24 protein-coding genes and 1 tRNA gene are annotated in these 24,789 nt (G+C 71.6%); 10 read left to right on the top strand and 15 right to left on the bottom strand.

Going from position 1 to position 24,789, the window contains the following annotated elements; all coding sequences use genetic code 11:
* Genes cbiQ through HCA58_RS17265 form a run of 3 tightly spaced genes read right to left on the bottom strand, consistent with a single transcriptional unit; the run spans position 1 to position 1,876 of the window.
* Positions 1-771: a cobalt ECF transporter T component CbiQ gene (gene cbiQ, locus HCA58_RS17275; RefSeq protein WP_169598915.1), complete on the bottom strand. Its 771-nt coding sequence runs from the start codon at positions 769-771 to the stop codon at positions 1-3.
* Positions 772-776: 5 nt separating this feature from the next.
* Positions 777-1,163 carry a PDGLE domain-containing protein gene (locus HCA58_RS17270; protein WP_169598872.1) on the bottom strand — a complete coding sequence of 129 codons (387 nt, stop codon included), beginning with the start codon at positions 1,161-1,163 and terminating at the stop codon, positions 777-779.
* A complete protein-coding gene (locus tag HCA58_RS17265) occupies positions 1,160-1,876 on the bottom strand; it encodes an energy-coupling factor ABC transporter permease (RefSeq protein ID WP_169598871.1) in 717 nt (238 codons plus the stop codon). The genes HCA58_RS17270 and HCA58_RS17265 overlap by 4 nt, the downstream gene beginning before the upstream one ends.
* A 158-nt stretch (positions 1,877-2,034) precedes the next feature.
* Between HCA58_RS17265 and bcp the strand changes: the two genes are divergently transcribed.
* The 3 genes from bcp (at position 2,035) to HCA58_RS17250 (ending at position 3,303) form a co-directional block, all read left to right on the top strand.
* Positions 2,035-2,511, top strand: coding sequence for a thioredoxin-dependent thiol peroxidase (gene bcp, locus HCA58_RS17260; RefSeq protein ID WP_169598870.1), 477 nt, complete (start codon positions 2,035-2,037; stop codon positions 2,509-2,511).
* A gap of 93 nt (positions 2,512-2,604) precedes the next feature.
* Positions 2,605-2,691 (top strand) — tRNA-Leu (locus HCA58_RS17255).
* A gap of 87 nt (positions 2,692-2,778) precedes the next feature.
* Positions 2,779-3,303, top strand: coding sequence for a GNAT family N-acetyltransferase (locus HCA58_RS17250; RefSeq protein WP_169598869.1), 525 nt, complete (start codon positions 2,779-2,781; stop codon positions 3,301-3,303).
* Positions 3,304-3,357: 54 nt separating this feature from the next.
* Here HCA58_RS17250 and HCA58_RS17245 read toward each other — a convergent pair whose 3' ends face one another.
* On the bottom strand, positions 3,358-4,353 hold the full coding sequence (locus HCA58_RS17245) for an expansin EXLX1 family cellulose-binding protein (RefSeq protein ID WP_346776024.1): 996 nt from the start codon (positions 4,351-4,353) through the stop codon (positions 3,358-3,360).
* 139 nt (positions 4,354-4,492) lie between these two features.
* Between HCA58_RS17245 and HCA58_RS17240 the strand changes: the two genes are divergently transcribed.
* The 6 genes from HCA58_RS17240 (at position 4,493) to hutH (ending at position 12,445) form a co-directional block, all read left to right on the top strand.
* Positions 4,493-5,323 (top strand): MurR/RpiR family transcriptional regulator, encoded by an 831-nt coding sequence (locus HCA58_RS17240; RefSeq protein WP_169598913.1) that lies wholly within the window; start codon positions 4,493-4,495, stop codon positions 5,321-5,323.
* A 12-nt stretch (positions 5,324-5,335) separates the two neighbouring features.
* Positions 5,336-7,021, top strand: coding sequence for a urocanate hydratase (gene hutU, locus HCA58_RS17235; RefSeq protein WP_169598868.1), 1,686 nt, complete (start codon positions 5,336-5,338; stop codon positions 7,019-7,021).
* Positions 7,015-8,235, top strand: coding sequence for an allantoate amidohydrolase (locus HCA58_RS17230; protein ID WP_169598867.1), 1,221 nt, complete (start codon positions 7,015-7,017; stop codon positions 8,233-8,235). The genes hutU and HCA58_RS17230 overlap by 7 nt, the downstream gene beginning before the upstream one ends.
* Before the next feature lie 70 nt (positions 8,236-8,305).
* Positions 8,306-9,667, top strand: coding sequence for a formimidoylglutamate deiminase (locus HCA58_RS17225; protein WP_169598866.1), 1,362 nt, complete (start codon positions 8,306-8,308; stop codon positions 9,665-9,667).
* Positions 9,668-9,722: 55 nt separating this feature from the next.
* On the top strand, positions 9,723-10,913 hold the full coding sequence (hutI, locus tag HCA58_RS17220) for an imidazolonepropionase (protein ID WP_169598865.1): 1,191 nt from the start codon (positions 9,723-9,725) through the stop codon (positions 10,911-10,913).
* Positions 10,910-12,445: a histidine ammonia-lyase gene (gene hutH / locus HCA58_RS17215; RefSeq protein WP_169598864.1), complete on the top strand. Its 1,536-nt coding sequence runs from the start codon at positions 10,910-10,912 to the stop codon at positions 12,443-12,445. The genes hutI and hutH overlap by 4 nt, the downstream gene beginning before the upstream one ends.
* 133 nt (positions 12,446-12,578) lie before the next feature.
* Here hutH and rdgB read toward each other — a convergent pair whose 3' ends face one another.
* The 11 genes from rdgB to HCA58_RS17160 all read right to left on the bottom strand — a co-directional run bounded on the left by rdgB (position 12,579) and on the right by HCA58_RS17160 (position 21,899).
* Entirely contained in the window at positions 12,579-13,196 is a 618-nt protein-coding gene (gene rdgB / locus HCA58_RS17210; protein WP_169598863.1) for an RdgB/HAM1 family non-canonical purine NTP pyrophosphatase, read from the bottom strand.
* Positions 13,193-13,921, bottom strand: a complete 729-nt coding sequence (rph, locus tag HCA58_RS17205) for a ribonuclease PH (RefSeq protein WP_169598862.1) — start codon at positions 13,919-13,921, stop codon at positions 13,193-13,195. The genes rdgB and rph overlap by 4 nt, the downstream gene beginning before the upstream one ends.
* Before the next feature lie 141 nt (positions 13,922-14,062).
* Positions 14,063-15,178, bottom strand: a complete 1,116-nt coding sequence (locus HCA58_RS17200) for a glycosyltransferase (protein ID WP_169598912.1) — start codon at positions 15,176-15,178, stop codon at positions 14,063-14,065.
* An 89-nt stretch (positions 15,179-15,267) separates the two neighbouring features.
* Positions 15,268-16,413, bottom strand: coding sequence for a glycosyltransferase family 1 protein (locus HCA58_RS17195; protein WP_169598861.1), 1,146 nt, complete (start codon positions 16,411-16,413; stop codon positions 15,268-15,270).
* Positions 16,414-16,502: 89 nt separating this feature from the next.
* Entirely contained in the window at positions 16,503-17,249 is a 747-nt protein-coding gene (locus HCA58_RS17190) for an MBL fold metallo-hydrolase (RefSeq protein ID WP_169598860.1), read from the bottom strand.
* A gap of 267 nt (positions 17,250-17,516) precedes the next feature.
* Entirely contained in the window at positions 17,517-18,482 is a 966-nt protein-coding gene (locus HCA58_RS17185) for a pyridoxal-phosphate dependent enzyme (protein ID WP_169598859.1), read from the bottom strand.
* Between the two features lie 10 nt (positions 18,483-18,492).
* A complete protein-coding gene (locus HCA58_RS17180) occupies positions 18,493-18,846 on the bottom strand; it encodes a MoaD family protein (RefSeq protein ID WP_240956400.1) in 354 nt (117 codons plus the stop codon).
* Positions 18,847-18,911: 65 nt separating this feature from the next.
* Positions 18,912-19,400 carry a M67 family metallopeptidase gene (locus HCA58_RS17175; protein WP_169598858.1) on the bottom strand — a complete coding sequence of 163 codons (489 nt, stop codon included), beginning with the start codon at positions 19,398-19,400 and terminating at the stop codon, positions 18,912-18,914.
* Positions 19,401-19,454: 54 nt separating this feature from the next.
* The gene (locus tag HCA58_RS17170; RefSeq protein WP_205808909.1) at positions 19,455-19,949 is read right to left on the bottom strand and encodes a DUF2017 domain-containing protein; all 495 of its coding nucleotides are present in this window, start codon (positions 19,947-19,949) and stop codon (positions 19,455-19,457) included.
* A gap of 2 nt (positions 19,950-19,951) precedes the next feature.
* The gene (gene clpS / locus HCA58_RS17165) at positions 19,952-20,242 is read right to left on the bottom strand and encodes an ATP-dependent Clp protease adapter ClpS (RefSeq protein WP_169598911.1); all 291 of its coding nucleotides are present in this window, start codon (positions 20,240-20,242) and stop codon (positions 19,952-19,954) included.
* 157 nt (positions 20,243-20,399) lie between these two features.
* Positions 20,400-21,899: a hypothetical protein gene (locus HCA58_RS17160; RefSeq protein ID WP_169598856.1), complete on the bottom strand. Its 1,500-nt coding sequence runs from the start codon at positions 21,897-21,899 to the stop codon at positions 20,400-20,402.
* Positions 21,900-22,097: 198 nt separating this feature from the next.
* On the opposite strand from HCA58_RS17160, the gene HCA58_RS17155 reads away from it, so the two are divergent.
* On the top strand, positions 22,098-24,773 hold the full coding sequence (locus HCA58_RS17155; RefSeq protein ID WP_169598855.1) for a LuxR family transcriptional regulator: 2,676 nt from the start codon (positions 22,098-22,100) through the stop codon (positions 24,771-24,773).
* The last annotated feature ends 16 nt before the right edge of the window (positions 24,774-24,789 follow it).

Genomic DNA, 24,789 nt, shown 5'->3' with positions numbered 1-24,789 from the left:
TCATGTCAGGGCGACGGCCGTGGCGGCGACGGTGCCCGCCAGGACCGGTACGGTGGCCGCGATCAGCCACTGCCCGGTCGTCGCCGTCGCACTGCCCTGCCACACCGTCGGCATCCGACCCGTGTAGCCGCGCGACAACATCGCCAGGTAGACCCGCTCACCTCGCTCGAAGGCGCGCAGGAACAGCGCCCCGATGCCGGCGGCGAAACCGCGCAGCTGCCACACGAACCGTGGATCGTCGCCCCGGGAGATCCGGGCGAGACGCATCCGCCGGGTCTCGCCCACCAGGACGTCGAGGTAGCGCAGCATGAAGGTGGCGATCTGGGTGAGGATCTGCGGGCAACGTAGCCGGTCCAGCCCCACGATCAGGTCCCGGGTGCTGGTGGTCGCGGCCAGCAGCAGCGACGCCCAGACACCGAGGGTGCCCTTGGCGATGATGTTCCACGCCCCGTAGAGGCCGTCGACTGACAGGTGCAGTCCGGCCAGCTCCACCCGCTCGCCCGCGCCGAGGAACGGTAGGGCGACGGCGAACAGCACGAACGGCAGCTCGATCGTCGAGCGCAGCAGCAGCCAGCGGGCGTTCACCCGGGCCAGTGCCGCGACGACCGCGACCAGCAGGGCGTACACGCCGAAGGCCCAGAGTGCCTCGCGGGGGGTGGCCACCACGGCGATGGTGAACGCCACCATCGCCGCGATCTTCACCTCGGGTGGCAGCCGGTGCACAGGTGAGTTGGTGGCCCGGTACAGCACGTGGGCGTGACCGGCCCCCACCCCGGTCATCCGCCGCTCGTGGCAGCCGGGTCGGTACGCTCCGCCCCGGTGTCGTTCCCCGCTGCCGGCTCCCGACGACGGACCAGCCAGAAGGCGCCACCGGCCACCGCAAAGGTCAGCAGTACGCCAAGCGCACCGGAGAGCCCGGTGGACAGGAAGTCGTTGTCCAGGCCGGCGATGCCGTAGTCGGCGAACGGTCCGCCGACCTCGTGTTCCCGCTCCTGCTGGGCTGGGCAACTGCCGCCGGTGATCTCGTCGTTGGCGTCGAAGGTGCAGCCTTCCCGCAGCGACGAGTCGAGCCCGTCGGGGTGAGACGAGGCGAAGTTGCTGACCACGCTGGCCAGCAGCAGGGCGACGAGGAGCCCGCCGGCGAGGAAACCCCACTTTTTCACCGGACACCTCCGACGGTCGGGGCGGTCGCCGAGGCGACCGGTTTCAGGGCGCGCAGCGCGTACACCAGGTCGGGGCGGACCTTCGCCACGGTGACCACGGTGGTCGCTGTGATCAGCCCTTCACCGATGCCGATGAACAGATGGGAGACGGCCATGGTTCCGGCCAGTCCGGCCAGGTTGCCGCCGAGATCGGTGGTGCCGCCGAGCTGGTACTGCAACACGAAGCCCATCGCCGCGACGACCACGCTCACCAGCGCGGCGACGAAGGCGGTGACGGCCAATCCGGCCGGGCTGCGGGGCAGCACCCGGAGCAGCAGCGCGATCAACAGGTACGCGACCGCGATGCCGATGACCGCCATGTTCGTGATGTTGAGTCCGAGCATGGCCACCCCGCCGTCGCCGAACACGAGCGCCTGCACCACGAGAACCACCGCGACGCAGAGCGCGCCGACCCAGGGCCCGACCAGCATTGCGGCGAGCGCACCACCGAGCAGATGACCACTGACCCCGGCGGTGAAGATCGGAAAGTTGAGCATCTGCACGGCGAAGAGGAACGCGGCCACCAGGCCGGCCATCGGTGCCAGCCGGTCGTCCAGGTCCTGCCGGCCACGCATGACGCAGTACGCCATCGCCGCCAGCGCGATCACCGCGAAGACTGCGGCGACCGGACCGTCGATGATGCCGTTGGAAATGTGCATCGCCAGGGTTTCCACGTGACCTCCCACGTGTCGGCGGACCCGTGTCCGCCGGCCGAGGTGAGCGTATTTCCCGTGGCATGCTGTTGCCAACACCTGGCAACAGTGCCGTACGCCTCCTCCGCCGTGCCGTGCCGTGCCGTGCCGGTTCAGCGCGCGACGGTAGGGTCGTGACCATGACCGCACCCGCCCGCCTCTCCTCCGGTGACCAGGCCCCCGGCTTCAGCCTCCCCACCGACACCGGCGGGCAGCTCAGCCTGGCCGACCTGCGCGGTCGCAAGGTCGTGTTGTACGCGTACCCTGCCGCCATGACGCCCGGCTGCACCAAGCAGGCTTGCGACTTCCGCGACTCGTTGGCCTCGTTGCAGGCCGCCGGGTACGAGGTGGTGGGCATCTCACCGGACAAGCCGGAGAAGCTGGCGACGTTCCGAGAGCGCGACGAGATCACCTTTCCGCTCGTCTCCGACACCGACAAGGCGGTCCTCACCGCCTACGGCGCGTACGGCGAGAAGCAGATGTACGGCCGCACCGTCACCGGGGTGATCCGCTCCACCTTCGTCATCGACGAGGCGGGCCGGGTCGAGCGGGCGCTGTACAACGTGAAGGCCACCGGTCACGTCGCCAAGCTGCGTCGCGATCTCGGCCTGGACTGAGCGTCGGGGCGGCACCCGGCAGGCATCCGTTGACGTGCGGGTGGGAGGCCGGAGTCGACATGGCTGCGGGTCGCTCTAGAATCAGTCAGGCCGGCGGGAGTGGCGGAATCGGCAGACGCGATAGGTTTAGGTCCTATTGTCCGAAAGGATGTGGGGGTTCAAGTCCCCCCTCCCGCACCAGTGGACGCTGCCCGAGGAGATGCGGACGCTGTCGGGCTCGTCACCATCGCGGGTGGTACGGGTGACCGGCGGGCCAGGATGACGGGCGTGAGTCTGCACTTCATCCTCGACCCCGAACTCACCGCCGAACTGTGCGAACGGATCGTCGAACTCTGGGTCGACGTGACGAACGCCGGCGGCGCGGTCGGGTTCGTGGCGCCGGTCACCGCCACGGAGGTCCGCACCATCGCCGATCCCACGCTCGAGGGCATCGAGGACGGTCCCGACCGGTTGCTGCTCGGCTACGACGGCGGTCGACTGGTCGCCATGGCGATCTTCACCGACCCCCGGTTCCATCTCAAGACCCACCTGCGGGTGCTCACCCGGGTCATGGTGCACCCCGACACGCAGGGACGTGGCTTCGGGGCGGCGCTGATGCGCGAGGCCGAACGGGTGGGGCGAGACCTCGGACTGGCGGCGCTGCACGTGACCGTGCGGGACGGGTCCGGGCTCGACCGGTTCTACCGTCGACTCGGATACCGGGAGGTGGGCCGCTGGCCCGGCGCGATCCGCGTGGCCCCCGGTGACGACCGCGACGAGATCCTGATGTGGCGCGGTCTCGCGGAGACCTGACACGCCCGGCTCACCGGCGGCTGCACGCTCCCGGGAGACCGCTCCGGCGTCCTGTCAGCCGCAACCGGGCGACGACCCGGCGAGCGGCACGGGCGCGAACGCTTCGCCCCCTGTCGGCTCGACCGACGCGGGTGGACCGGCTGTCACCGCGAGCGTCGGTGTGGGCCGGGTAGCGGCACGGGTCGACGCGCTGGCTGACGGTGCCGGATTCGCCGACGGTGTTGCGGTGACCGTGACGGAGCCGCCTGAACTGCCCCCGTACATGCGCACTGAACTGCGCTGGACGGTGCCGGGCGCCAGCCGAACGCCGCTGGCGGTGGCCCGGTGCCCACGGGTGTCGGTGACTCGGATCTGGTACGGGCCCGGCCCGGCCCCGGAGTCGATCAGCCAGTAGTTGTAGCTCTCCCGGGCAGCCTCCCGCCACGGACCCGAACTGCCCTGCCGCACCTCGACCGCGCGCAGCGGATTTCCGTGGCCGGCGACGAGGACGGCGAACCACCACTGTGACGCGCCCTCCTTGATCCGGAACGTGAGCGGGCCGGACAGCGGCGGATCGGCGACGGACCGGTAGCTGACGTCGACGACCCCCCGCACCGGGTCGGCGATACGGGCGAAGGCGTCCCGGGACAGGTCGAGGTGACCGGGGGCGCACTCCGGACACTTGTCCAACACCATCACCCGTACGCTGCCCTTCGGGCCGGTCACGTCGAGGTAGCCGCCGCAGGCGGCACCGGCAGCGTACTCGGCGGGGCCGAGCGCGACGTAGTTCCCGTCGGCCGGGGCTGCGGGGTAGGAACAGTTCCCGCCCGAGCCTCCCAGGTCGTAGAAGGTGGCCTTTCCCTTGTGGAGGATGCCGGTGGCGGGAGGGGCGAGCAACGCGACGCCGTGCGGGACCGGTGCGGCGCACGCGGGTGCGGCACCGGACCGTAGGACGAGACTCAGCCCGACGACCGTGGCGATGGCCGCGACGGCCCCACCGGCCAGCCAATGACGCAGCGCGGAACGCCGCGCCGAGGGCCGGTGGGCGGGGCCGTCGGTTCCGTCGGTCACGTGCAGACATGCTGCCGGAGCGTCGACCGCCCGGACAAGCGAGCTAAGCGAAAGCTAAGACAGAGTTGGCGGCTTCGACACGAGCTTGCCCGCTGAAAGTTTTCATGCATAGAGTCACGGGGTGAATGAAGAGGTTGCCATGGCGTCGACGGAGCGGGTCGTCGGCCTGTTCGACGGGGTCCGGCTCACTCCGACTCAACGGCGAATCGCGCACTGCCTGGTGCAGCACGCACCCGCCATCGGCTACCTCTCCGCCGCCGAGGTCGCCGAGTTGGCCGGGGTCAGTCAGCCCTCGGTCACCCGGTTCGCAGTGGCGCTGGGCCATGACGGCTACCCCGCGCTGCGTCGCCGGCTGCGCGAACTCACCACCACCACGCCCGGCCCGAGCACCAGCGGCAACGAACTTCAGCAGGCGGTACGCGCCGAGATCAGCAACCTGGACCGACTGGCCGGTCAGCTGGCCGACCGGGAGCGGATCGCCGACACCGGGCGGCTGCTGGCGGCCAGCCGGCCACTGCCGGTGCTCGGCCTGCGCTCCGGCGCACCACTGGCCGCGTACTTCGCGTACTTCGCCGCCAAGGTGCATCCCGACGTTCGGGTGCTCGACACCGGCGGCAGCCTGCTGACCGACCGTCTCGAACAGGCCACCGAGGCGGGGGCACGTGCGCTGTTGGCGTTCGTGCTGCCGCGCTACCCCCGGGAGACGCTGGACGCGCTGCGTACGGCCCGCGAAGCGCACCTGACCGTCGTGGCGATCACCGACTCCCCGGTGAGCCCGGCGACCGAGTACGCCGACGTGGTACTGACCGCCGCGGTCGGCGCGCAACTCGTGTTCGACCTGCACACCGCCCCGATGACCCTGGCCATGGTGCTGCTCCAGGCGATCTGCGACGCCGCCCCGGCCGAGACCCAGCGGCGGCTGGAGGCGTTCGAAGCCTCGGCGGCCCGTCGACAGTTGTTCCTCGGTTAGGAGGAGTCCACCTTGACCCACGCCGACCAGACCGCCACCGGGCCCGTACGGGCCGCCCGGGGACCGGACCGCACCGCCCGAGGGTGGCCGCAGGAGGCCGCCCTACGGATGCTGATGAACAACCTCGACCCGGAGGTCGCCGAACACCCCGACGACCTCGTCGTGTACGGCGGCACCGGCCGGGCGGCCCGGGACTGGCCGTCGTACCACGCCCTGGCGCGTACGCTCAATGACCTGCACGACGACGAGACCATGCTGGTGCAGTCCGGTCGCCCGGTCGGCGTGCTGCGTACCCACGAGTGGGCGCCCCGGGTGCTGCTCGCCAACTCGAACCTGGTCGGCGACTGGGCGACCTGGCCGGAGTTCCGTCGCCTGGAGCAGCTCGGCCTGACCATGTACGGGCAGATGACCGCCGGCTCGTGGATCTACATCGGCACCCAGGGCATCCTCCAGGGCACCTACGAGACGTTCGCCGCCGTGGCGGAGAAACGTTTCGGTGGCACACTGGCCGGCACCCTGACGTTGACCGGTGGCTGCGGCGGCATGGGCGGGGCGCAGCCACTCGCGGTCACCATGAACGGAGGCACCTGCCTGATCGTGGACGTGGACGGCAGCCGACTGGCCCGCCGGGCACACGACCGCTACCTCGACGAGGTCGCCGACGACCTGGACGACGCGGTGCGACGGGTACTCGCCGCGAGACGGGAACACCGGGCGTCGAGCGTCGGTGTCGTCGGCAACGCCGCCACGGTCTTCCCCGAGCTGCTGCGCCGCGGCGTACCAGTCGACATCGTCACCGACCAGACCAGCGCGCACGATCCGCTGTCGTACCTGCCGGAAGGGGTGGAGCTGGCCGACGCCCAGGAGTACGCGACAGCCGAGCCGGCCGAGTTCACCGACCGGGCCCGCGCGTCGATGGCCAGACACGTCGAGGCGATGGTGGGGTTCCTCGACGCGGGCGCGGAGGTCTTCGACTACGGCAACTCGATCCGGGGCGAGGCACGCCTCGGCGGCTACGGACGCGCCTTCGACTTCCCCGGCTTCGTGCCGGCGTACATCCGGCCGTTGTTCTGCGAGGGCAAGGGACCGTTCCGGTGGGCGGCGCTCTCCGGCGACCCGGCCGACATCGCCGCCACCGACCGGGCGGTCCTGGAGCTGTTCCCGGAGAACGAGTCCCTGGCCCGGTGGATCCGGATGGCCGGTGAACGGGTCGCCTTCCAGGGCCTGCCGGCGCGGATCTGCTGGCTCGGCTACGGCGAACGGGACCGGGCCGGCGTACGGTTCAACGACATGGTCGCCTCGGGTGAGTTGAACGCGCCGGTGGTGATCGGCCGTGACCACCTGGACTGCGGCAGCGTGGCCAGCCCTTACCGGGAGACCGAGGCGATGGCCGACGGCTCCGACGCGATCGCCGACTGGCCCCTGCTCAACGCGCTCGTCAACACCGCGAGCGGGGCCTCCTGGGTCTCCATCCACCATGGCGGCGGGGTCGGCATCGGCCGGTCCATCCACGCCGGCCAGGTGTGCGTCGCCGACGGCACCGCGCTGGCCGGGCAGAAAATCGAGCGGGTACTCACGAACGACCCGGCGATGGGCGTCATCCGACACGTCGACGCTGGTTACGACACTGCCCGCGAGGAGGCCGCACGCACTGGTGTCCGCATCCCGATGGCCGAGTGGGGAGGGGCGCCTTGTTGACGCATCCGGTGGCGAAAGGGCCCCTTCCCGACCGGTTCCGTGCGCTGTGGGACGAGATTACACCGATCGGGCGCGACGAGGACAGCGGTGGCTACCTGCGCTACGCGCTCACCGAGCCGGAACTGCGGTTGCGGGAGTGGTTCCGGCAGCAAGCCGACGCGCGTGGCCTGCCGGTCACCGAGGACGGCAACGGCAACCTGTTCGCCTGGTGGGGTCACCGGGACGCTGGCAACGCCGTCCTCACCGGCAGCCACTTCGACTCGGTGCCGCACGGCGGGGCTTACGACGGACCGCTGGGCATCGTGAGCGCCTTCCTCGCCATCGACGAGTTGCGCGCCGCGGACGTCACGCCCGACCGGCCGGTGGTCGTGGCGGCTTTCGTGGAGGAGGAGGGCGCCCGGTTCGGCGTACCGTGCCTGGGGTCCCGGCTGCTCACCGGCGCGCTGGATGTCGGGCGCGCCGCCGCGCTGCGCGACCCGCACGGGGTGAGTTTCGCCGAGGCGCTGGGCGACCGGCCGACCGGCGCCGTTCCGGAGCTGCTCGGGCGGCTCGGGTCCTTCGTGGAGTTACACGTCGAGCAGGGCCGCGTACTCGTCGACCGAGACGCACCGGTCGCCGTCGCGAGTGCCATCTGGCCGCACGGCCGCTGGCGTTTCGACTTCACCGGCGAGGGCAACCACGCCGGTACGACGCGGATGGCCGACCGCCGAGACCCCATGCTCACGTACGCGTTCACGGTGCTCGCCGCGAACAAGGAGGCCCGGTTGCGCGACGCCCACGCCACCGTCGGTCGGGTGGCGGTGGAGCCGAACGCCACGAACGCGATCCCGTCGCGGGTCACCGGCTGGCTGGACGCCCGCGCCGCCGAACCGGAGACGTTGACCGGTCTGGTCGAGGCCGTACACGGCAAGGTCACGGAACGGGCCCGGCGCGACGGCACGGTGGTGACGATGACCGAGGAGTCGGTGACCCCGCTGGTGGCCTTCGACGGCGGGCTGGCCGGCCGGCTGGCCGGGCTGTTGGCCGTACCGGTGCTGCCCACCGGTGCGGGACACGACGCCGGGGTGCTCGCCGCGCACGTACCCACCGCGATGCTCTTCGTCCGCAACCCGACCGGGGTGTCGCACTCGCCGGCCGAATCGGCCACCGACATCGACTGTGCCGCCGGGGTGACCGCCCTGGCGACGGTGCTGGAGGAGCTGGCATGCCGCTGAACCCAACCGCCCGAACCGACGACGACCACCGGTCGGCGGGCCCAGTTCTGCTCGGCCGGGGGTGGGGGCGGTGACCTCGACCCGTTGGCTCGCGGAGTACGCCTGGCTGGCCGGAGACGACGAGCCGACCCCGGACGTGCTGATCGAGACCGTACGCGACCGGATCACCGGCGTCACCCCGCTGGCGCCCGACGGTGGACCCGACGCCGGAGTCGACGTACTTGCCGACGCGGTACGGCTGCCGGGGGTGACGTTGCCGGGGCTGGCGAACGCGCACTCCCACGCGTTCCACCGGGCGCTGCGCGGGCGTACCCACGTCGGGCGGGGCGACTTCTGGAGCTGGCGCGACCAGATGTACGCGGTCGCCGCCCGCCTCGACCCCGACAGCTACCTGGCGCTGGCCCGGGCGGTCTACGCCGAGATGACGCTGGCCGGGATCACCTGCGTGGGCGAGTTCCACTACCTGCACCACGGGCCGGGCGGTCGCCCCTACGCCGACCCGAACGCGATGGGCGCGGCGCTTGTCGAGGCGGCGGCGCAGGCCGGGATCCGGTTGACCCTGCTGGACGCCTGCTACCTGACCGCTTCGGTGGACGGCCAGCCGCTTGCCGGGCCGCAGCAGCGGTTCGGTGACGGTGACGCGCTGCGCTGGGCGCAGCGGCTCGACGCGTTCAACCCGGACGGCGGCCACGCGCGAGTCGGGGCCGCGATCCACTCGGTACGCGCGGTGCCGGCCGGGCAGCTCGCCACGGTCGCCGAGTGGGCGCGGAACCGGGCCGCGCCACTGCACGTGCACCTGTCGGAGCAGCCCGCCGAGAACGACGCCTGCCGCGCGGTGCACGGGCGCACCCCGACGCGGCTGCTCGCCGATCACGGGGTGCTCGGCCGGGCCACCACGGCGGTGCACGCCACCCATCCCACCAGCGGCGACCTGGGTCTGCTGGGCGGGAGCCGTACCGGGGTGTGTCTGTGCCCCACCACCGAGCGGGATCTCGCCGACGGGATCGGTCCGGCCCGCCGACTGGCCGACGCCGGAATCCCGCTCAGCCTGGGCAGCGACAGCCACGCTGTGATCGACCTGTTCGAGGAGGCGCGTGCGGTCGAGTTGGACGAGCGGCTGCGTACCCGGCGACGTGGTCATTTCACTCCGGTCGAGTTGCTCACCGCGGCGAGCAGCGCCGGGCACACCGCGCTCGGCTGGACCGACGCCGGCCGGATAGCTGTCGGTGACCGGGCGGACCTGGTGACGGTACGGCTGGACAGCGTACGCACAGCCGGGGTGGCCCCGGCGGGCGTCTGGTTCGCGGCGGGCACCGTCGACGTCACGCAGGTGGTGGTGGACGGTCAGGTGCTGGTGCGTGACGGCCGGCACGCCCGGGTGGACGTGTCACAGGAACTGGCCACGGCTGTCGCGGAGGTCACCACCCGGTGAGCGCGAGTTGGGTGACGCAGCGGAACAGCCCTGTCCTCGGCGAGAGGCGGGATTCGTGAGTAGCCTGCTGGTGGACGACATCGGTGAGCTGGTGACGAATGTCGCGGGCTCGGGCGATGGTGGGCCGCTGGGTGTCCGGCGACGGGCCGCGCTGCTCATCGAGGAGGGCGAGGTGGTCTGGGTCGGTCCGGTGGACGACGCACCGGCAGCGGACCGGCGCATCGACGCGGGAGGGGCGGCGGTGCTGCCCGGGTTCGTGGACAGCCACGCCCACCTCGTTTTCGCCGGGGACCGGGCCGCGGAGTTCGCCGCCCGGATGGCCGGGGAGCCGTACACCGGCGGCGGTATCCGAACCACCGTTCGCGCGACCCGCGCCGCCTGCGACGAGGAACTGCGCACCACAGTGCGCCGGTTGCGGGCCGAGGCGTTGCGGCAGGGCACCACCACGATCGAGATCAAGAGTGGGTACGGCCTCACTGTCGCCGACGAAACCCGCTCGCTGCGGATCGCCGCCGAGGTGACGGCGGAGACCACGTTCCTCGGCGCGCACGTGGTGCCGGCCGAGTACGCGCACCGCCCCGACGACTACGTCTCACTGGTCTGCGGGCCGATGCTCGCCGCCGCCGTGCGGCATGCCCGGTGGGTCGACGTGTTCTGCGAGCGGGGTGCCTTCGACGTCGATCATGCTCGGGCGATCCTGGCTTGCGGGCAGGCGATGGGGCTCGGGGTGCGGGTGCACGCCAACCAGCTCGGCCCCGGCCCGGGTGTACGGCTCGGGGTGGAGCTGGGCGCGGCGAGTGTCGACCACTGCACCCATTTGACCGACGCCGACGTCGACGCGTTGGCGTCGACCGCCTCGGACGACGGTCGGACCGCCACCGTCGCCACGCTGTTGCCCGGTGCCGAGTTCTCCACCCGGTCGCCCTACCCGGACGCCCGTCGGCTGCTCGACGCCGGTGTCACCGTGGCACTGGCCACCGACTGCAACCCTGGCTCGTCGTTCACCTCGTCGATGCCGTTCTGCATCGCGTTGGCCGTACGCGAGTTGGGGATGACCCCGGCGGAGGCGGTGTGGGCCGCGACGGCCGGTGGCGCACAGGCGCTGCGGCGGGCCGACGTCGGTGTGTTGCGGCCCGGCGCCCGAGCGGACCTGGTCATCCTCGACGCACCGTCCCACCTGCACTTGGCCTACCGGCCCGGGGTGCCTCTCGTCCGTCAGGTCCTGCACAACGGAGTACCGCGATGACCGTCACCGTCCTGCCCACCGGAATCTCCCCCGCCGGCGTGCTCGCCGTGGCGCGCGGCGGCGCCTCGGTGAGCCTCGCCCCGGCCACGATCGGGGCGATGGCCACCAGCCGGTCCATCGTGGACGGCATCGAGGCCGCCGGCCGTCCCGTGTACGGCGTGTCCACCGGTTTCGGGGCGCTGGCCAACACCTTCGTCGCTCCCGAACGCCGTGCCGAGTTGCAGCACGCACTGATCCGGTCGCACGCCGCCGGGGTCGGCGCGCCGATGCCCCGGGAGGTGGTACGCGCGATGATGCTGCTGCGGGTCCGCTCGCTGGCTCTCGGCCGTTCCGGGGTACGGCCCCTGGTCGCCCAGGCACTGGTGGACCTGCTCAACCACGAGGTCACCCCGTGGGTGCCGGAACACGGCTCGCTCGGTGCCTCCGGTGACCTCGCCCCGCTGGCACACTGCGCGTTGGTGCTGCTCGGCGAAGGCTGGGTGCTCGGCCCGGACGGCGATCGGCTGCCCGCCGCCGACGCGTTGCGTCGGGCTGGCCTCGCCCCGGTCGAGCTGGCCGCCAAGGAGGGCCTTGCCCTGATCAACGGCACCGACGGGATGCTCGCCATGCTGTTGCTCGCCATCCACGACGCCGGCCACCTGTTCACCATGGCCGATGTGACCGCCGCGCTGGCGATCGAGGCGATGCTCGGCTCGGAGCGGCCGTTCCTACCGGAACTGCACACCATCCGTCCGCACCCCGGGCAGGGTGTCTCGGCCGCCAACATCCACCGGTTGTTGCAGGACTCAGCGGTGATGGATTCGCACCGCGACGATCTGGCGCACGCCGTGCAGGACGCCTATTCGATGCGCTGCGCGCCGCAGGTGGCTGGTGCGGCACGGGACACCCTCGAATTCGTCCGGACCGTCGCCGACCGGGAACTGGTGTCGGTGGTGGACAACCCGGTGGTGCTGCCCGACGGCCGGGTCGAGTCGACCGGAAACTTCCATGGCGCGCCGCTGGGCTTCGCGGCGGACTATCTGGCCATCGCTGCCGCCGAGGTGGGCGCGATCGCCGAACGTCGGGTGGATCGGCTGCTCGACGTCACCCGGTCCCGGGACCTGCCGGCGTTCCTCTCCGCCGACGCCGGGGTCAACTCCGGGCTGATGATCGCGCAGTACACGGCAGCCGGGATCGTCGCGGAGAACCGCCGGCTGGCCGCGCCGGCCTCGGTGGACTCGCTGCCCACAAGCGGCATGCAGGAGGACCACGTCTCGATGGGTTGGGCGGCGACCCGGAAACTGCGCACGGTGCTGGACAACCTGACCAGTCTGCTCGCGGTGGAACTGCTCGCCGCCGTACGCGGACTGCAGTTGCGGGCGCCGCTGACACCGTCGCCGGCCGGGCGGGCGGCGATCACCGCGCTCGGAGGGGCTGTCGGCGATCCCGGTCCCGACGTTTTCCTCGCCCCGCTGATGGAGGCCGCCCGTTGCGTGCTGGCCGCCCCCGACCTGCGTACCGCCATCGAGCGGGAGATCGGTCTCCTCGGCTGAGGTCGACAAGTCTCCTCGGCATCATGCCACTCCGACATGATCATGTCTGGGTGGCATGACTCTCGGGACTCATCGTCAGGCCAGTACGCGGCCCGGCGACGTGCGGTCAGACAGCGGGCGCGGCGGGGCAGGGTCAGGCGGCCGGCGGAAGCACCTTCGCGACCAGGGCAGCCAGCTCGCGCAGCGCCTTGCCGCGATGGCTGATCGCGTCCTTCTCCTGCGGGGTCAGCTCGGCGTTCGTGCGGTCCTGGCCGTCACCCAGGAAGATCGGGTCGTAGCCGAAACCACCTTCGCCACGCGGAGTACGCAGCAGCTGGCCCGCCTGGCGACCGTCGACCAGGTGTTCCTTGCCTCCCGGCAGCACCAGCGCGACAGTGCAGACGAAGGAGGCACCCCGGTGCTCGTCCGGCACGTCACCTATCTGGTCCAGCACCAGTTGAAGGTTGGCCTGGTCGTCACCGTGCCTCCCGGCCCAGCGGGCGCTGAACACCCCCGGCATTCCGTTGAGCGCGTCGACGGCCAGCCCGGAGTCGTCGGCGATCGTCGGCAGCCCGGTACGCCGGCAGCCCTCCCGGGCCTTGATCAGCGCATTCTCCCCGAACGTCAGCCCGGTCTCCGGCAGCTCCGGGTACGCCTCGACGTCATCCAAGCCGATCAGAGCCACCCGGTGCGTGCCAAGGGCGCCGTCCAGGATGCGCTGCAACTCGATCAACTTCTTGCGGTTGCGGGTGGCGAGCAGCACCTTGTTCATGGCAGTAGAGCCTTCCGCTGGGCTTCGGCCAGATCCAGACAGCCGGCCACGGCCAGGTCGAGCAGGGCGTCGAGCTGATCGCGGGCGAAAACGCCGTCCTCGCCGGTGCCCTGCACCTCGACGAAGTCGCCGGTGCCGGTACACACCACGTTCATGTCTACTTCGGCGGCCACGTCCTCGTCGTAGCACAGGTCCAGGCGCGGCTCGCCGTCAATCACCCCGACGCTCACCGCCGCCACCGACCGGTGCATCACCTTCTCCGGCTTTCCGTAGAGCGCCTTGCGGGCGGCGAGCCAGTGCACCGCGTCGTGCAGCGCCACGTAGGCACCGGTGATCGCGGCGGTCCGGGTGCCGCCGTCGGCCTGCAGCACGTCGCAGTCGAGCACGATCGAGTTCTCACCGAGCGCCTTCAGGTCGATCGCGGCGCGCAGGCTCCGGCCGACCAGCCTGGAGATCTCATGGGTACGCCCACCGACCCGACCCTTGACGCTCTCCCGGTCCGACCGGGTGTTCGTGGCCCGGGGCAGCATCGCGTACTCCGCGGTCACCCAGCCCAGCCCGGAGCCACGGCGCCAGCGCGGCACCCCCTCGGTGACGCTTGCGGTGCACAACACCCGGGTACCGCCGAATTCCACGAGCACCGAGCCCTCGGGGTGGGTACTCCAACCGCGAGTCAGGGCCACCGGTCGAAGTTGGTCGGGTCGCCGCCCGTCAGGTCGCGCCATCCCTGCACCCTATGCGGTCCGCTGATCGTCCCCACCCCGGGTGTCCGCAGCGGGGCCGACGCGGCCCGTACCCCGGCGGCGCGGGCGGCGTGGCCGGTGCGACGAACGCTGACCAGACGCCGGCTGGCCACAATCAGCCGGTCAGTGGTCGACCTCGGCGCCGTGGGCGCGGAGGAACCCGGCGACCGCCGACTGCCAACCGAACTGCTCCGCCCGGCGGCGGGCGTCGGACTGCCGCTCGACCGCCGGACGCTCAAGTAGCTGACGGACCGCTCCGGCGAACGCCGCCGGGTCACCGTCGGCGGCGAGTCCCCCCGAGCCGACCACCTCGGGCAGAGCGCTGGCCGCGTTGACCACCACCGGCGTGCCGCAGGCCAACGCCTCCAGCCCGGCCAGACCGAAGGTCTCCACCGGGCCAGGGGCCAGCACCACATCAGCGCTGGCCAACACTGCCGCGAGGGCACGACGATCGGGCAGGAATCCGGTGAAGGTGACCGGCAGACCGGCCGCTCGCCGCCGCAGCGCGGCGCGGCGCGGACCGTCACCGACCATCACCAGCACCGCCGGCACACCGGCCCGCCGCAGCTGCGCCAACGCGTCGACAGCCAGCTCGGGCCGCTTCTCCACCGAAAGCCGGGCGCAGTGCACGAGCAGCACCTCCGCCGGGCCGGCGTAGCGTTCCCGGACCACCGGGTCGGCACGGCGAGGGTGAAAGGTGTCCAGGTCCACGCCGAGTGGCACCAGATCGACGTGCGGCGCACCGATGCGGACGAACTCCTCCGCCGCCCACCGCGTGGTACAGACGATCCGGTCGTAGCGGCGGGCCGTGTCGGCGTTCAGCCGGTCGGCGAGCCGCCGCGCGAACGTCACGGGCATCCCCCAGGCATCGAGCAGGCCGGTGAGGGACTCGTGTGACACCATCACCGACGGCACGCCGTTCGCCCGTGCCCAGTCGCCGGTCCAGCGCAGCGTCGACCGGTCGGACACCTCCAACCGATCGGGGGCGAGCGAGGTCAGCAGCCGCGCGAGCCGACGGCGAGCGGTCAGTAGCCGGTAGCCGCCACTGTGCGGCAGCGGCGGACCGGCGAGGGTGACGACCCGACCCCACGGATGCTGCTCGTCGTCGTCGCGACGGCCCGGCACCACCAGCACCGGATGGTGCCCGGCGTCCCGGTAGCCCGCGCCCAACTGCTGCAACGCGGTGCGCAGCCCGCCGGAGGTGCCGGTGACGAAGCTGGCCAGTCGAACGATCCGCAGCGCTCGGGCGGGCGCGTCCGGTACCCGGGTAGCGGTCGTAGCCGTCCTGCCGCGTCGCAGCGTGGTGATGTGGTCCGGGCGGACGCCGGTCACGACGCCGCCGGCAGGTCGACGGCGGGTGTGCCGGCGCGGGCGGCACGGTAGTGCCCGACGAGTTCGTCCCCGACGGCCGCCCAGCTGCGTCCGCGCACCGCGGCACGCGCCGCGACCCCGTACGCCTGCCGCCGGACCCCGTCGGCAGCCAGCCCGGCCACCGCTTCGGCGATCGCCGCCTCGTCCTCGGGTGGCACCAGTTCGCCGGTCTGCCCCGGATCGACCAGATCGACCGGACCACCGCTGGCCGGTGCGACCACCGGTACCCCGCTGGCCAGCGCCTCCTGGACGGTCTGGCCGAAGGTCTCGTGCGGACCGGTGTGCACGAACAGGTCGAGGCTGGCGTAGAGGCGGGCCAGGGACTCACCGTGCTGAACGCCGAGGAACCGTACACCGGGCAGGTCCCGTTCGAGCTGGCGACGGGCCGGACCGTCACCGGCGACCACGACCCGGACGCCGGGCAGTCGGGCGGTGGCGGCGAGCAGGTCGACCCGCTTCTCCGGGGCGAGCCGCCCCACGTAGCCGATCAGGAGCTCCCCGTTGGGGGCGAAGGCTTTGCGCAGGCTCGGGCAACGCTTGTCCGGGTGGAACCGTTCGGCGTCGACGCCCCGGCGCCACAGCCAGATCCGCTGTACGCCGTGCGCGGCAAGGTCCTCGGCGGCCCGGGAGGAGGGTGCCAACGTGCGGTGGGCCGAGTTGTGGATCTCCCGCAGTCGCCGCCAGGCCGCAGCCTCCCCCCAACCGACCCGGTACGCCCGGGCGTAGGCGGCGACATCGGTCTGGTAGACGGCGACGGTGGGCAGGCCGTGCCGGGCCGCCAGCACCGCTGCCCGGGCGCCGAGAACGAACGGACTGGCCAGGTGCACCACATCGGGTGAGTGCTCGAGCAGCGCCCCTGCCAGCCGGTTGTTCGTCGGCACGCCGAGGCGGAAGCCCTGGTAGCGCGGCAACGGCACGCTCGGGATCCGGACCACCCGGTACGGGTACCGGTCGGTGTCGCGATGCTGTGTGCCCGGAGGTGCGGGTGCGATCACCAACGGCTCGTGGCCACGGGCGACGAGATGCTCGGCAGCCCGCACGACCGAGTGCGCGACTCCGTTGACGTCGGGCGGGAACGACTCGGTCACGATGGCGATCCGCATGCCCTCACCGTGCCGGCGGCAGCGAAGGTCCAGGAGACGTCGACTTGACGACCCGGCGAACAGTGCGGCACGAACCCGCGTCCGGTGGGTCAGACCTCGTAGCTGGCGCCGGGACGGACCACTTCCAGCGGGCCGGCGTACGCGGCGGAGGCAGCCGCCACCGTGAGCGCCTCGCTGCCCCAGGCGGGGACCAGATGGGTCAGCAGCAGCCGTCCCACGTTGGCCTTGGCTGCCGCCTCGCCCGCCTCACCACCGGTGAGGTGCAGCTCCGGCGGATTGTCGACGCCATCGAGGTAGCTGGCCTCGCAGAGGAAGACGTCGGCGTTCTGGGCCAGCCGCAGCAGCGCCTCACAGGGGGCGGTGTCCGAGGAGTAGCAGAGCACCCGACCGGCGTGCTCCAGGCGTACGCCGTAGGTCTCCACGGGATGCAGCACCCGGTCGACGGTGACGGTGAAGGGGCCGATGGGGAAGGTGCCGGGTTGCAGCGCGTAGAACTGGTAGACGTCCTCGACGGTGCTGTCGTCCTGCCCGTACGCGGTGGTGAGGCGGTCCGGGGCGCCGGCCGGCGCGTAGACCGGCAACGGCGGGTACGGCCCGTCCGGGGCGTACCGCCGCACCACCACGTAGGTCACGGCGTCGAGGATGTGGTCGCAGTGCAGGTGGGTCAGAAGGATGGCGTCCGGTGCGTGCAGCCCGGCATAGCGTTGCAGGGTGGACAGTGAACCCGAGCCGAAGTCGACCAGGAGCCGGAAGTCCTCGGCCTCGATCAGGTAGGCCGAGCAGGGGGACTCGGGTCCGGGGAAGCTGCCCGCACAGCCCAGGACGGTCAGTCGCATCGAGTTGTCTCGCTGTCACGGTAGGTAGTGAACGTGCCGGTCGCCGCTCCGGCGGTGATCACTACCGACGCGTACGCCACGCTGGGCAGCCTACGCCCGCGCACACGGGGGCAAGAATGATCTGCCGGAAGTTGTCATCAACGTGACACCGGTTCCGCCCGTCCGATGGACCACCCGTCACCGCAGTGGCCGGCTACGCGAACCCGACGCGACGAGGACCACCGGCACTGCGCCGGTGGCCCTCGTCACATGTCGATTCGCTGCAGGTCAGGCCCAGAGCTGACCGTCGAGCGCCTCCTCCGCGTCGGCGAGCGTCCCGCCGTACGCCCCGGTGCTGAGATACTTCCAGCCGCCGTCACTGACCACGAACGCCACGTCGGCACGGCGACCGTCGCGGGCCGCCTCGTGCGCCACCGCCAACGCCGCGTGCAGGACTGCACCGGTGGAGAAACCGACGAACAGTCCTTCCACCTCCACCAGCTGCCGGGTACGTAACACCGCGTCCCGGGTACCGACGGAGAACCGGCGGGTCAGCACCGTCGCGTCGTACAACTCGGGAACATATCCCTCGTCGATGTTCCGGAGCCCGTAGACCAGCTCGCCGTAGCGCGGCTCGGCGGCGATGATCTGGATGCCCTCGACCTTCTCGCGCAGGTAGCGTCCGGTCCCCATCAGGGTGCCGGTGGTGCCGAGCCCAGCCACGAAGTGCGTGATGGTCGGCAGGTCGTGCAGTAGCTCAGGCCCGGTCGTCTCGTAGTGCGCGCGGGCGTTCGCCTCGTTGCCGTACTGGAAGAGCATCACCCAGTCGGGATGCTCGGTGGCGATCTGCTTGGCCGTGGCCACCGCCTGGTTGGAGCCGCCGGCCGCCGGCGAAAAGATGATCTCCGCGCCGTACATCCGCAGCAGCTGCACCCGCTCGGTGGAGACGTTCTCGGGCATCACACAGACCAGGCGGTACCCCCGCAGCTTGGCCACCATGGCCAGCGAAATGCCGGTGTTGCCGCTGGTCGGCTCCAAGATGGTGTCGCCGGGCCGAAGGCGGCCGGCCGCCTCCGCGGCCCGGACCATGAACAGGGCAGCCCGATCCTTGATGCTGCCGGTCGGGTTCCGGTCCTCGAGCTTCGCCCACAGCCGCACCGGCGGTGCCCCCTCGGGCACCGTGGGCGACAACCGGGGAAGCCCCACCAGCGGTGTGCCACCGCAGGCGTCCAGCAGGCTGTCGTACCGCGCCATCGCGGCCGCCTCAGCTCGCGGTGACGCGCGGCGCCCGGACCTCGGCCGGTGCGGCCGCGACGTGGTGGCCCGTGGCCGACACACCGGGCGCACCACCGGCCACCGCGGGCAGGATGGTCACGCTGTCGCCGTCGTTGAGCTTGGCATCGAGTGCGCCGAGGAACCGCACGTCCTCGTCGTTGACGTAGACGTTCACGAAGCGGTGCAGTGCGCCAGCCTCGGTGACCAGCCGGCCGCGCAGCCCGGAGTGCCGGGAATCCAGGTCGGTGAGCAGGTCGTCGAGCGTGTCGCCACTGCCCTCGACGACCTTTGTGCCGCCGGTGTAGCTGCGCAGGATGGTGGGGATGCGAACCTCGATGGCCATGATGTCGTACTCCTCGATCGGTTGGATGCTCGGTGACGGGAAGAGCGGGCGGGGGCTGAGGGTGGTCAGCGGCCCGAACACTCGTAGTCGACCGTCGCCGGGCTCTGCCCGAACATGTATGACTGCACGGCGTGCGGATCCACCCCGGCGTCGAGGATCCGCACCGGCTCTTCGGTCACCACGCCGTCCACGATGCGGAAGGAGCGGATCTCCTCCGTGTCGGACTCACGCGTGGAAACGAGCAGATAGTGGGCACCAGGCTCACCGGCGAAGGAGACATCCGTCCGGGACGGGTACGCCTCGGTTGCGGTGTGCGAATGGTAGATGACCACCGGCTCCTCGTCGCGGTCGTCCATCTCGCGCCACACCCGTAGGTGTTCCATCGAGTCGAACTCGTAGAAGGTCATCGACCGAGCGGCGTTCTCCATGGGGATGTGCCGGGTCGGCGTGTCACTGCCGACGGGGCCGGCGACCACACCGCATGCCTCGTCGGGGTGGTCCCGGCGGGCGTGGGCGACGATCGCGTCGACGATCGACCGGTCAATGCTCAGCACGCCGCCAAGGGTAGCGCCCGACCGTGGCCAACCGCGAGGCGGCGCCGGTCACAGTCAGTCGATCAAGGCGTTGAGCAGGGACTCCTGGAGATAACCCAGATACGCGTAGACCGACAGTTGGAACACCCGGCTGGAACTCGGATCGTCGGCGACCGCGTCGTCGAGTTCCGCGCCCAGGTCCGTCCCGTCCTTGATCTCCAGCCGTACACCCATCGCCAGCCGGGCGTCGTTGAGTGCCCGCAGCCACGCCTCGGCCGCCTCGGCGTCCAGGCGTACCTCCCCTCCGCCGTCGCCGGGCAGCGCGGCCAGGATCGCGCCCGCCTGGTCGATCTTCGCGGTCTTCAGGTCGCCCTCGGTGTATCGGCGGAACTCGGCAGTGCCCGTCACGTCTTCCGGGTAGACCTCCGGGAAGAGCCGGCAGACAACCGGGTCGGAATGGTCGAAACCATCGGTGAGCAGGCCGACCACCTCGGAGGCGACCTTCCGGAGCACCCGCACCTCGTCCACCGCGAAGCTGGCGGTGTACCGGTCACCCCGGCGACGAAACATGCTCACGACCGGTCCACAGTCGCCCAGAGACCGTACGCATGCAGCTGGGAGGCGTCATGCTCCATCCGTTCCCGGGCCCCGCTGGAGACCACCGCCTTGCCCTTGTGATGCACGTCCAGCATGAGCTGCTCGGCCCTCTCCCGGCTGTAACCGAAAAGCTTCTGGAACACCCAGGTCACGTAGGTCATCAGGTTGACCGGGTCGTCCCACACGATCGTCACCCACGGTCGTTCAGCTGCCGGCACCTCATCGGTGTCCGGGGTCTCGACCGGTGCAACCTGCGGAGCCGCCATGCCCCCCATCGTGCCACCGGATCCGGAGAATCGAGGAACCGGAACGCCGGACCGGCCCGGATCACCACCAGTGCCCGCACCCGCACCCCGGCCGGTACCGACCCGGGCGTACGCGGGTACCCCACCGGCACCGCCGGCAGGGTGACGGGCAGCCCGGTCAGGCGAGCAGGAGGCCGTGTTCAGCAGCATCGGACAGCACCGTGCCGAGTGAGAGCCGGACCGCCTCGAAACGACGGGCAACCTCCCGCGACAGTTCCAGCTCGACTTCCCGCAACGCCCGTTGCACCCAGGCCCGGGCCGCGTCGGGGTCGTTGTTGCCAGGTGAACGCCAGTGCTGCCAGCAGCCCCCCGACAGCGCCACGGCCACCGGCGGGAGCACCGCCGTACGGGGTGGAGTCGGATAGGCGGACAGCATGTCGACAGCTGCCGGGCCGGTGAGCGACGCCACGCCTGCCGTACTTGTGACGAGGAACGCCCGATCGAGGTCCTGCCCGACGGGATCGTCGACCAGGCCCCAGCGGACCGCCTTCTCGATTCGCCGGCGAACCCCCGTGGGCAACGGCGAACCGAACAGCCGACCGGCGTTGTCCTCGACGAGTTCGCCGGCATGGTGGTCGCACTTCGCGGTGGCCAGCAGGGACAGCGCCGCCAACTCCCGGTCGAGAAGTTCGGGCAGTCCGGCGCAGCCGGCGCCGAAAACGATTTCCTGCACCAGCCGCAGGTGCAGGTTCGCCAGTTCCAGGGCGAGGTGCTGGCGGATCCGCTGAGCGGCGGTGCGGGCCTGCCGGTCGAATTGTTCCGACCAGACGCCCGGCTCGGTGAGCACCGGCACCCGGCCACGCTCACCGGGCAGCTCGGGTGGCTCCAGACTGCCCCGTCGCAGTTCCTCCGCGCTGGCCCAGCCGACGAGTGTCCGCCGGAGATCGGCCTCGCCGTCGGTGGCCAACGGGAACCAGCGGGCATCGGCCAGCCCGGGTACGGCGGCGAGCAACGCCGCCCGGTGTGCCTCGACGGTCAGCGCATCGACCGCACAGCCGCCGGCCTCCCCCGCCCCAGTGCCCTCGCTGGCCGTCCAGTCGCCGATGCCCGGCGTGACCGCGAAGAAGACCCGGACCGGTGTCCCGGCGAGGTCGGACAGCAGCTCCAGCTCGGCGGCGCCGAACGACTGATCCGCCGCGATCACGAACAGCAGTGCCCCGGCCCGCCCCACCGCGTCGAGCAGGACCTCTCGACCGCCGGCACCCGAGGTGGCGAGGTCCGGCGTGTCGACCAGCACGAAACGTCGCAGCAACGGCCGGGGAAGACTCAGCTCGACCCGGCGTGGCGGCCTGGACAGGGCCGGGCCGGCGGTCGACAGGTCGGGCCGGTACGAGTGGGGCGTTCGGTACCCGGGTACGTAGGCGGCTCGGGTGGGTTCGGCGCTGTGACGTACCACCAGCCACCCGCCACTAGGGACGGTGAGCAGCCCGGAGTCCACCTCCAGGAGCGCGGCCAGAGCGCCGGTACGCCCGGCGTCGGCGGGACCGGCGGCGACCACCGCGACCGGCTCCCGGGCTTCGGTGCCGGACGCACCCGGCCGCTGCGGAAAGGGCCGGCGACGAGGCGGCCCCTCAGCATCGTCGGGCGTACCGAGATGATGGAGCGGGCCCGGCTTCATCAGGCGACGGCCTCCGAGGCAGGGCGGCCGGTGATCCGGCCGCAGTGGGCATCCGGTGTCGAAACTCGGATTCCGGAAGAGTAAGGGCGCGAGCGGCAGGAACGGGCCAAGTGCGATACTCACCGGTAACTCCAGAACTACTCAAGTTGGCCCCGCGCGCTGGCGTACGGCTCGCAGCTCCGTCGATATGCTGCGCGGATGAGTCGGTGGAGCTTCGTGGGCCGGGCTGAGCAACTCGACCGTTTCCGGATGGCGGTGGCCGGCGACCGTGGACGGGGAATCCTCTTCACCGGCAGCGCCGGCATCGGCAAGAGCCGACTACTACACGAGGGTGTCGACGCGTTGCCCGGCGAAACGTACGCGGTCTGGCGGATCGCGGCCAGCGCCACCACCTCGGCGATGGCCTTCGGCGGGCTGGTCCAGGTGCTTGCGGAGCAACCACCTGGCCTGTCCCCGGCCGGCATCCTGCGCTGGGCCGTCGACGTGCTGCAACAGCAGGCCGCAGGCCGACGGATCGTCCTCGCGGTCGATGACGCACACCTGCTCGATCCGCCATCGGCCGCGCTGGTACACCTGGTGGCCCGCGCCGAGAACGCCTCCGTGGTCGGCACCCTCCGCGACGGCGAGCAGATCCCGCTACCGATCAGGTCACTGTGGACCGATGGCCTGGTCGAGCGGGCCGTGCTGGGGCCGATGACGCCGGACGAGACGGCGGCGATGCTCACCGCCGTCGTCGGTGGCCAGGTGGACAGCAGCTCCACCGACCGCCTGGGTCGGCTCAGCGCCGGCAACCCGCTGCTGCTGCGCGAACTCGTGCACGCGGCCACCAACAGCGGCGAACTCGTCGAAAGGTACGGCGTCTGGACCTGGACGGGGAGGCTGGAACTGGCGCCCAGCCTGACCGAGCTGATCGACATTCGGATCGGCCAGCTCACCCCCGGGGTACGGACGGTGGTCGAACTTGTCGCGTTCGGCGAGCCGCTCGGCCTGCGGCTGCTGCACCAGGCCGTGGAACAGCACGACGTGGAGTACGCCGAGGAACGGGGCCTGATCACCATGGTCGAGTCCGACCGGCGCCTCGACGTGCGGCTGGCCCACCCGCTCTACGGCGAGGTGGTACGCCGGCAGTGCCCGGTGAGCCGGACCCGCCGGTTGCAGGCACACCTGGCGGACCTGCTGGAGAAGGTCGGCAAGCGGCGGCGGGAGGACCTGCTGCGGGTGGCGAGGTGGCGGCTGGCCTCCGGCACCGCGCAGAATCCGGCGATGCTGATAGCTGCGGCGGGCGAGGCGTTCGCCCGCTACGACGTACCACTGGCGACCCGGCTGGCCCGCGCGGCGCTCGACGCCGGTGGAGGATTCGACGCGGCTGAACTACTGGCGACCATCCTGATGTTCGCCGACCGGCCGGCCGAGGCGCTCGGTGTGCTCGACGCCGTCGCCACCGACGCTGGTCAGGAGGAACGTCTCAGTCGCTGGCTGACGGTACGCGGCATGGTCAGCTACTGGGGGCTGAGCCGAGAGTCCACTGTGGAGGAAATCGCCGCCAGTGGCACGAAGCTGACCGACGCCGCAGCCCAGGCCCGGGTCCGCGCCTTCGAGGCGATCATGCGGCTGCACCGGTTGGACGCACCGACCGCGCTACGGCTCGCACAGGGTGTGCTTGATCGGCCGGCGGCCAGTGCCGCCGCCCGCGAGCTGGCCCGATGCACGATCGCGCATCTGCAGGCCGTGCAGGGGCAGCTGTGCCGCAGCGCGACCGCCGTAGACCTGGTCCAGGCGAAGGTGGCCAGTTGGCGGGCCGACATGCCGTACCTGCAACTGGCGGTGGAGCTGGCGCGAGGCACCCGGCTGGCGCTCTCCGGTGACCTCGCCGGCATCGACACGTTGGTCGCGGACGAATTCGCCGACCTCGCCGACGCGGGTGACTTCCGGCTCGGCACCGGCTACCTGGCGATCCTGCGAGCGTACGCGGCGCGGCTGCGCGGACGCAGCGACGCCGCACTGCAGGCCGCGCTCAGTGCCTGCGCGGTCCTGGCGACCAGCCGGGTGTACGCGGGGCTGGCGCAGTCGGAGCGCGCTCAGGCCGCCGCGCTGCGCGGCGACGCCAGGCAGGCCGCCGACGCGATGGCCGAAGCCGACCGCCTCCACTCGCCGACCATGGTGGTGCTGTATCCGTGGCTGGAGCAGGCCCGGGTCGCGACGCTGGCGGCCGGTGGTGACCTGTCCACGGCGAAGAGCCGACTGCACGCCCTGGTGGACCGGCTGCGTGCCGACGGCTTCGCCGGACACGAGGCCCTGGCGCTGCACGATCTGGTACGGCTGGGGCAGGCCGGGGCGCACACCGGCCCGAGGTGTTACGACGGCGACCGTCGTACCGTCGCGCAGCGGTTGACGGAGCTGTCCGAGCAGGTCGACGGGGAGCTGCCGCCGCTGCTGGCCAGGCATGCCCGGGCGGCGGCCGACAGCCGGCCGGAGGGGCTGATCGGTGCCGCCGACGACTTCGCCGTGCGGGGCCTCGACCTGCTGGCCGCCGAGGCTGCGGCAGAGGCCGTCCACCTGCTGCGTCAGCGCCGCTCGCCCGAGGTCGGGCACGCCCGCCAACGGCTCGGCGCACTGCTCGCCAGGTGTGACATGGTCCACACTCCGGCGCTACTGGCAGCCATCCCGGCGCTCACCGACCGGGAGTGGCAGGTGGCTCGACTCGTGGCGGACGGCGGCACCAGCCGCGCCATCGCCGAGCAGCTGTTTCTCTCCGCCCGCACGGTCGAGAACCACCTGCAACGCGTGTACAGCAAACTCGGGGTCACGAGCCGGGCGGAGCTGAAGGTGGCCCTCGGCACGATCCCGGGCCACGACGGCACAACGGCAATGTGAACCCTACTCTGATGGA

This window comes from Micromonospora sp. HNM0581 (assembly GCF_012726175.1).
In the GTDB taxonomy this organism is placed as follows: Bacteria; Actinomycetota; Actinomycetes; order Mycobacteriales; family Micromonosporaceae; genus Micromonospora.
The sequence above is the reverse complement of the archived record's forward strand: the minus strand, read 5'-3'. Positions and strand labels throughout refer to the sequence as shown.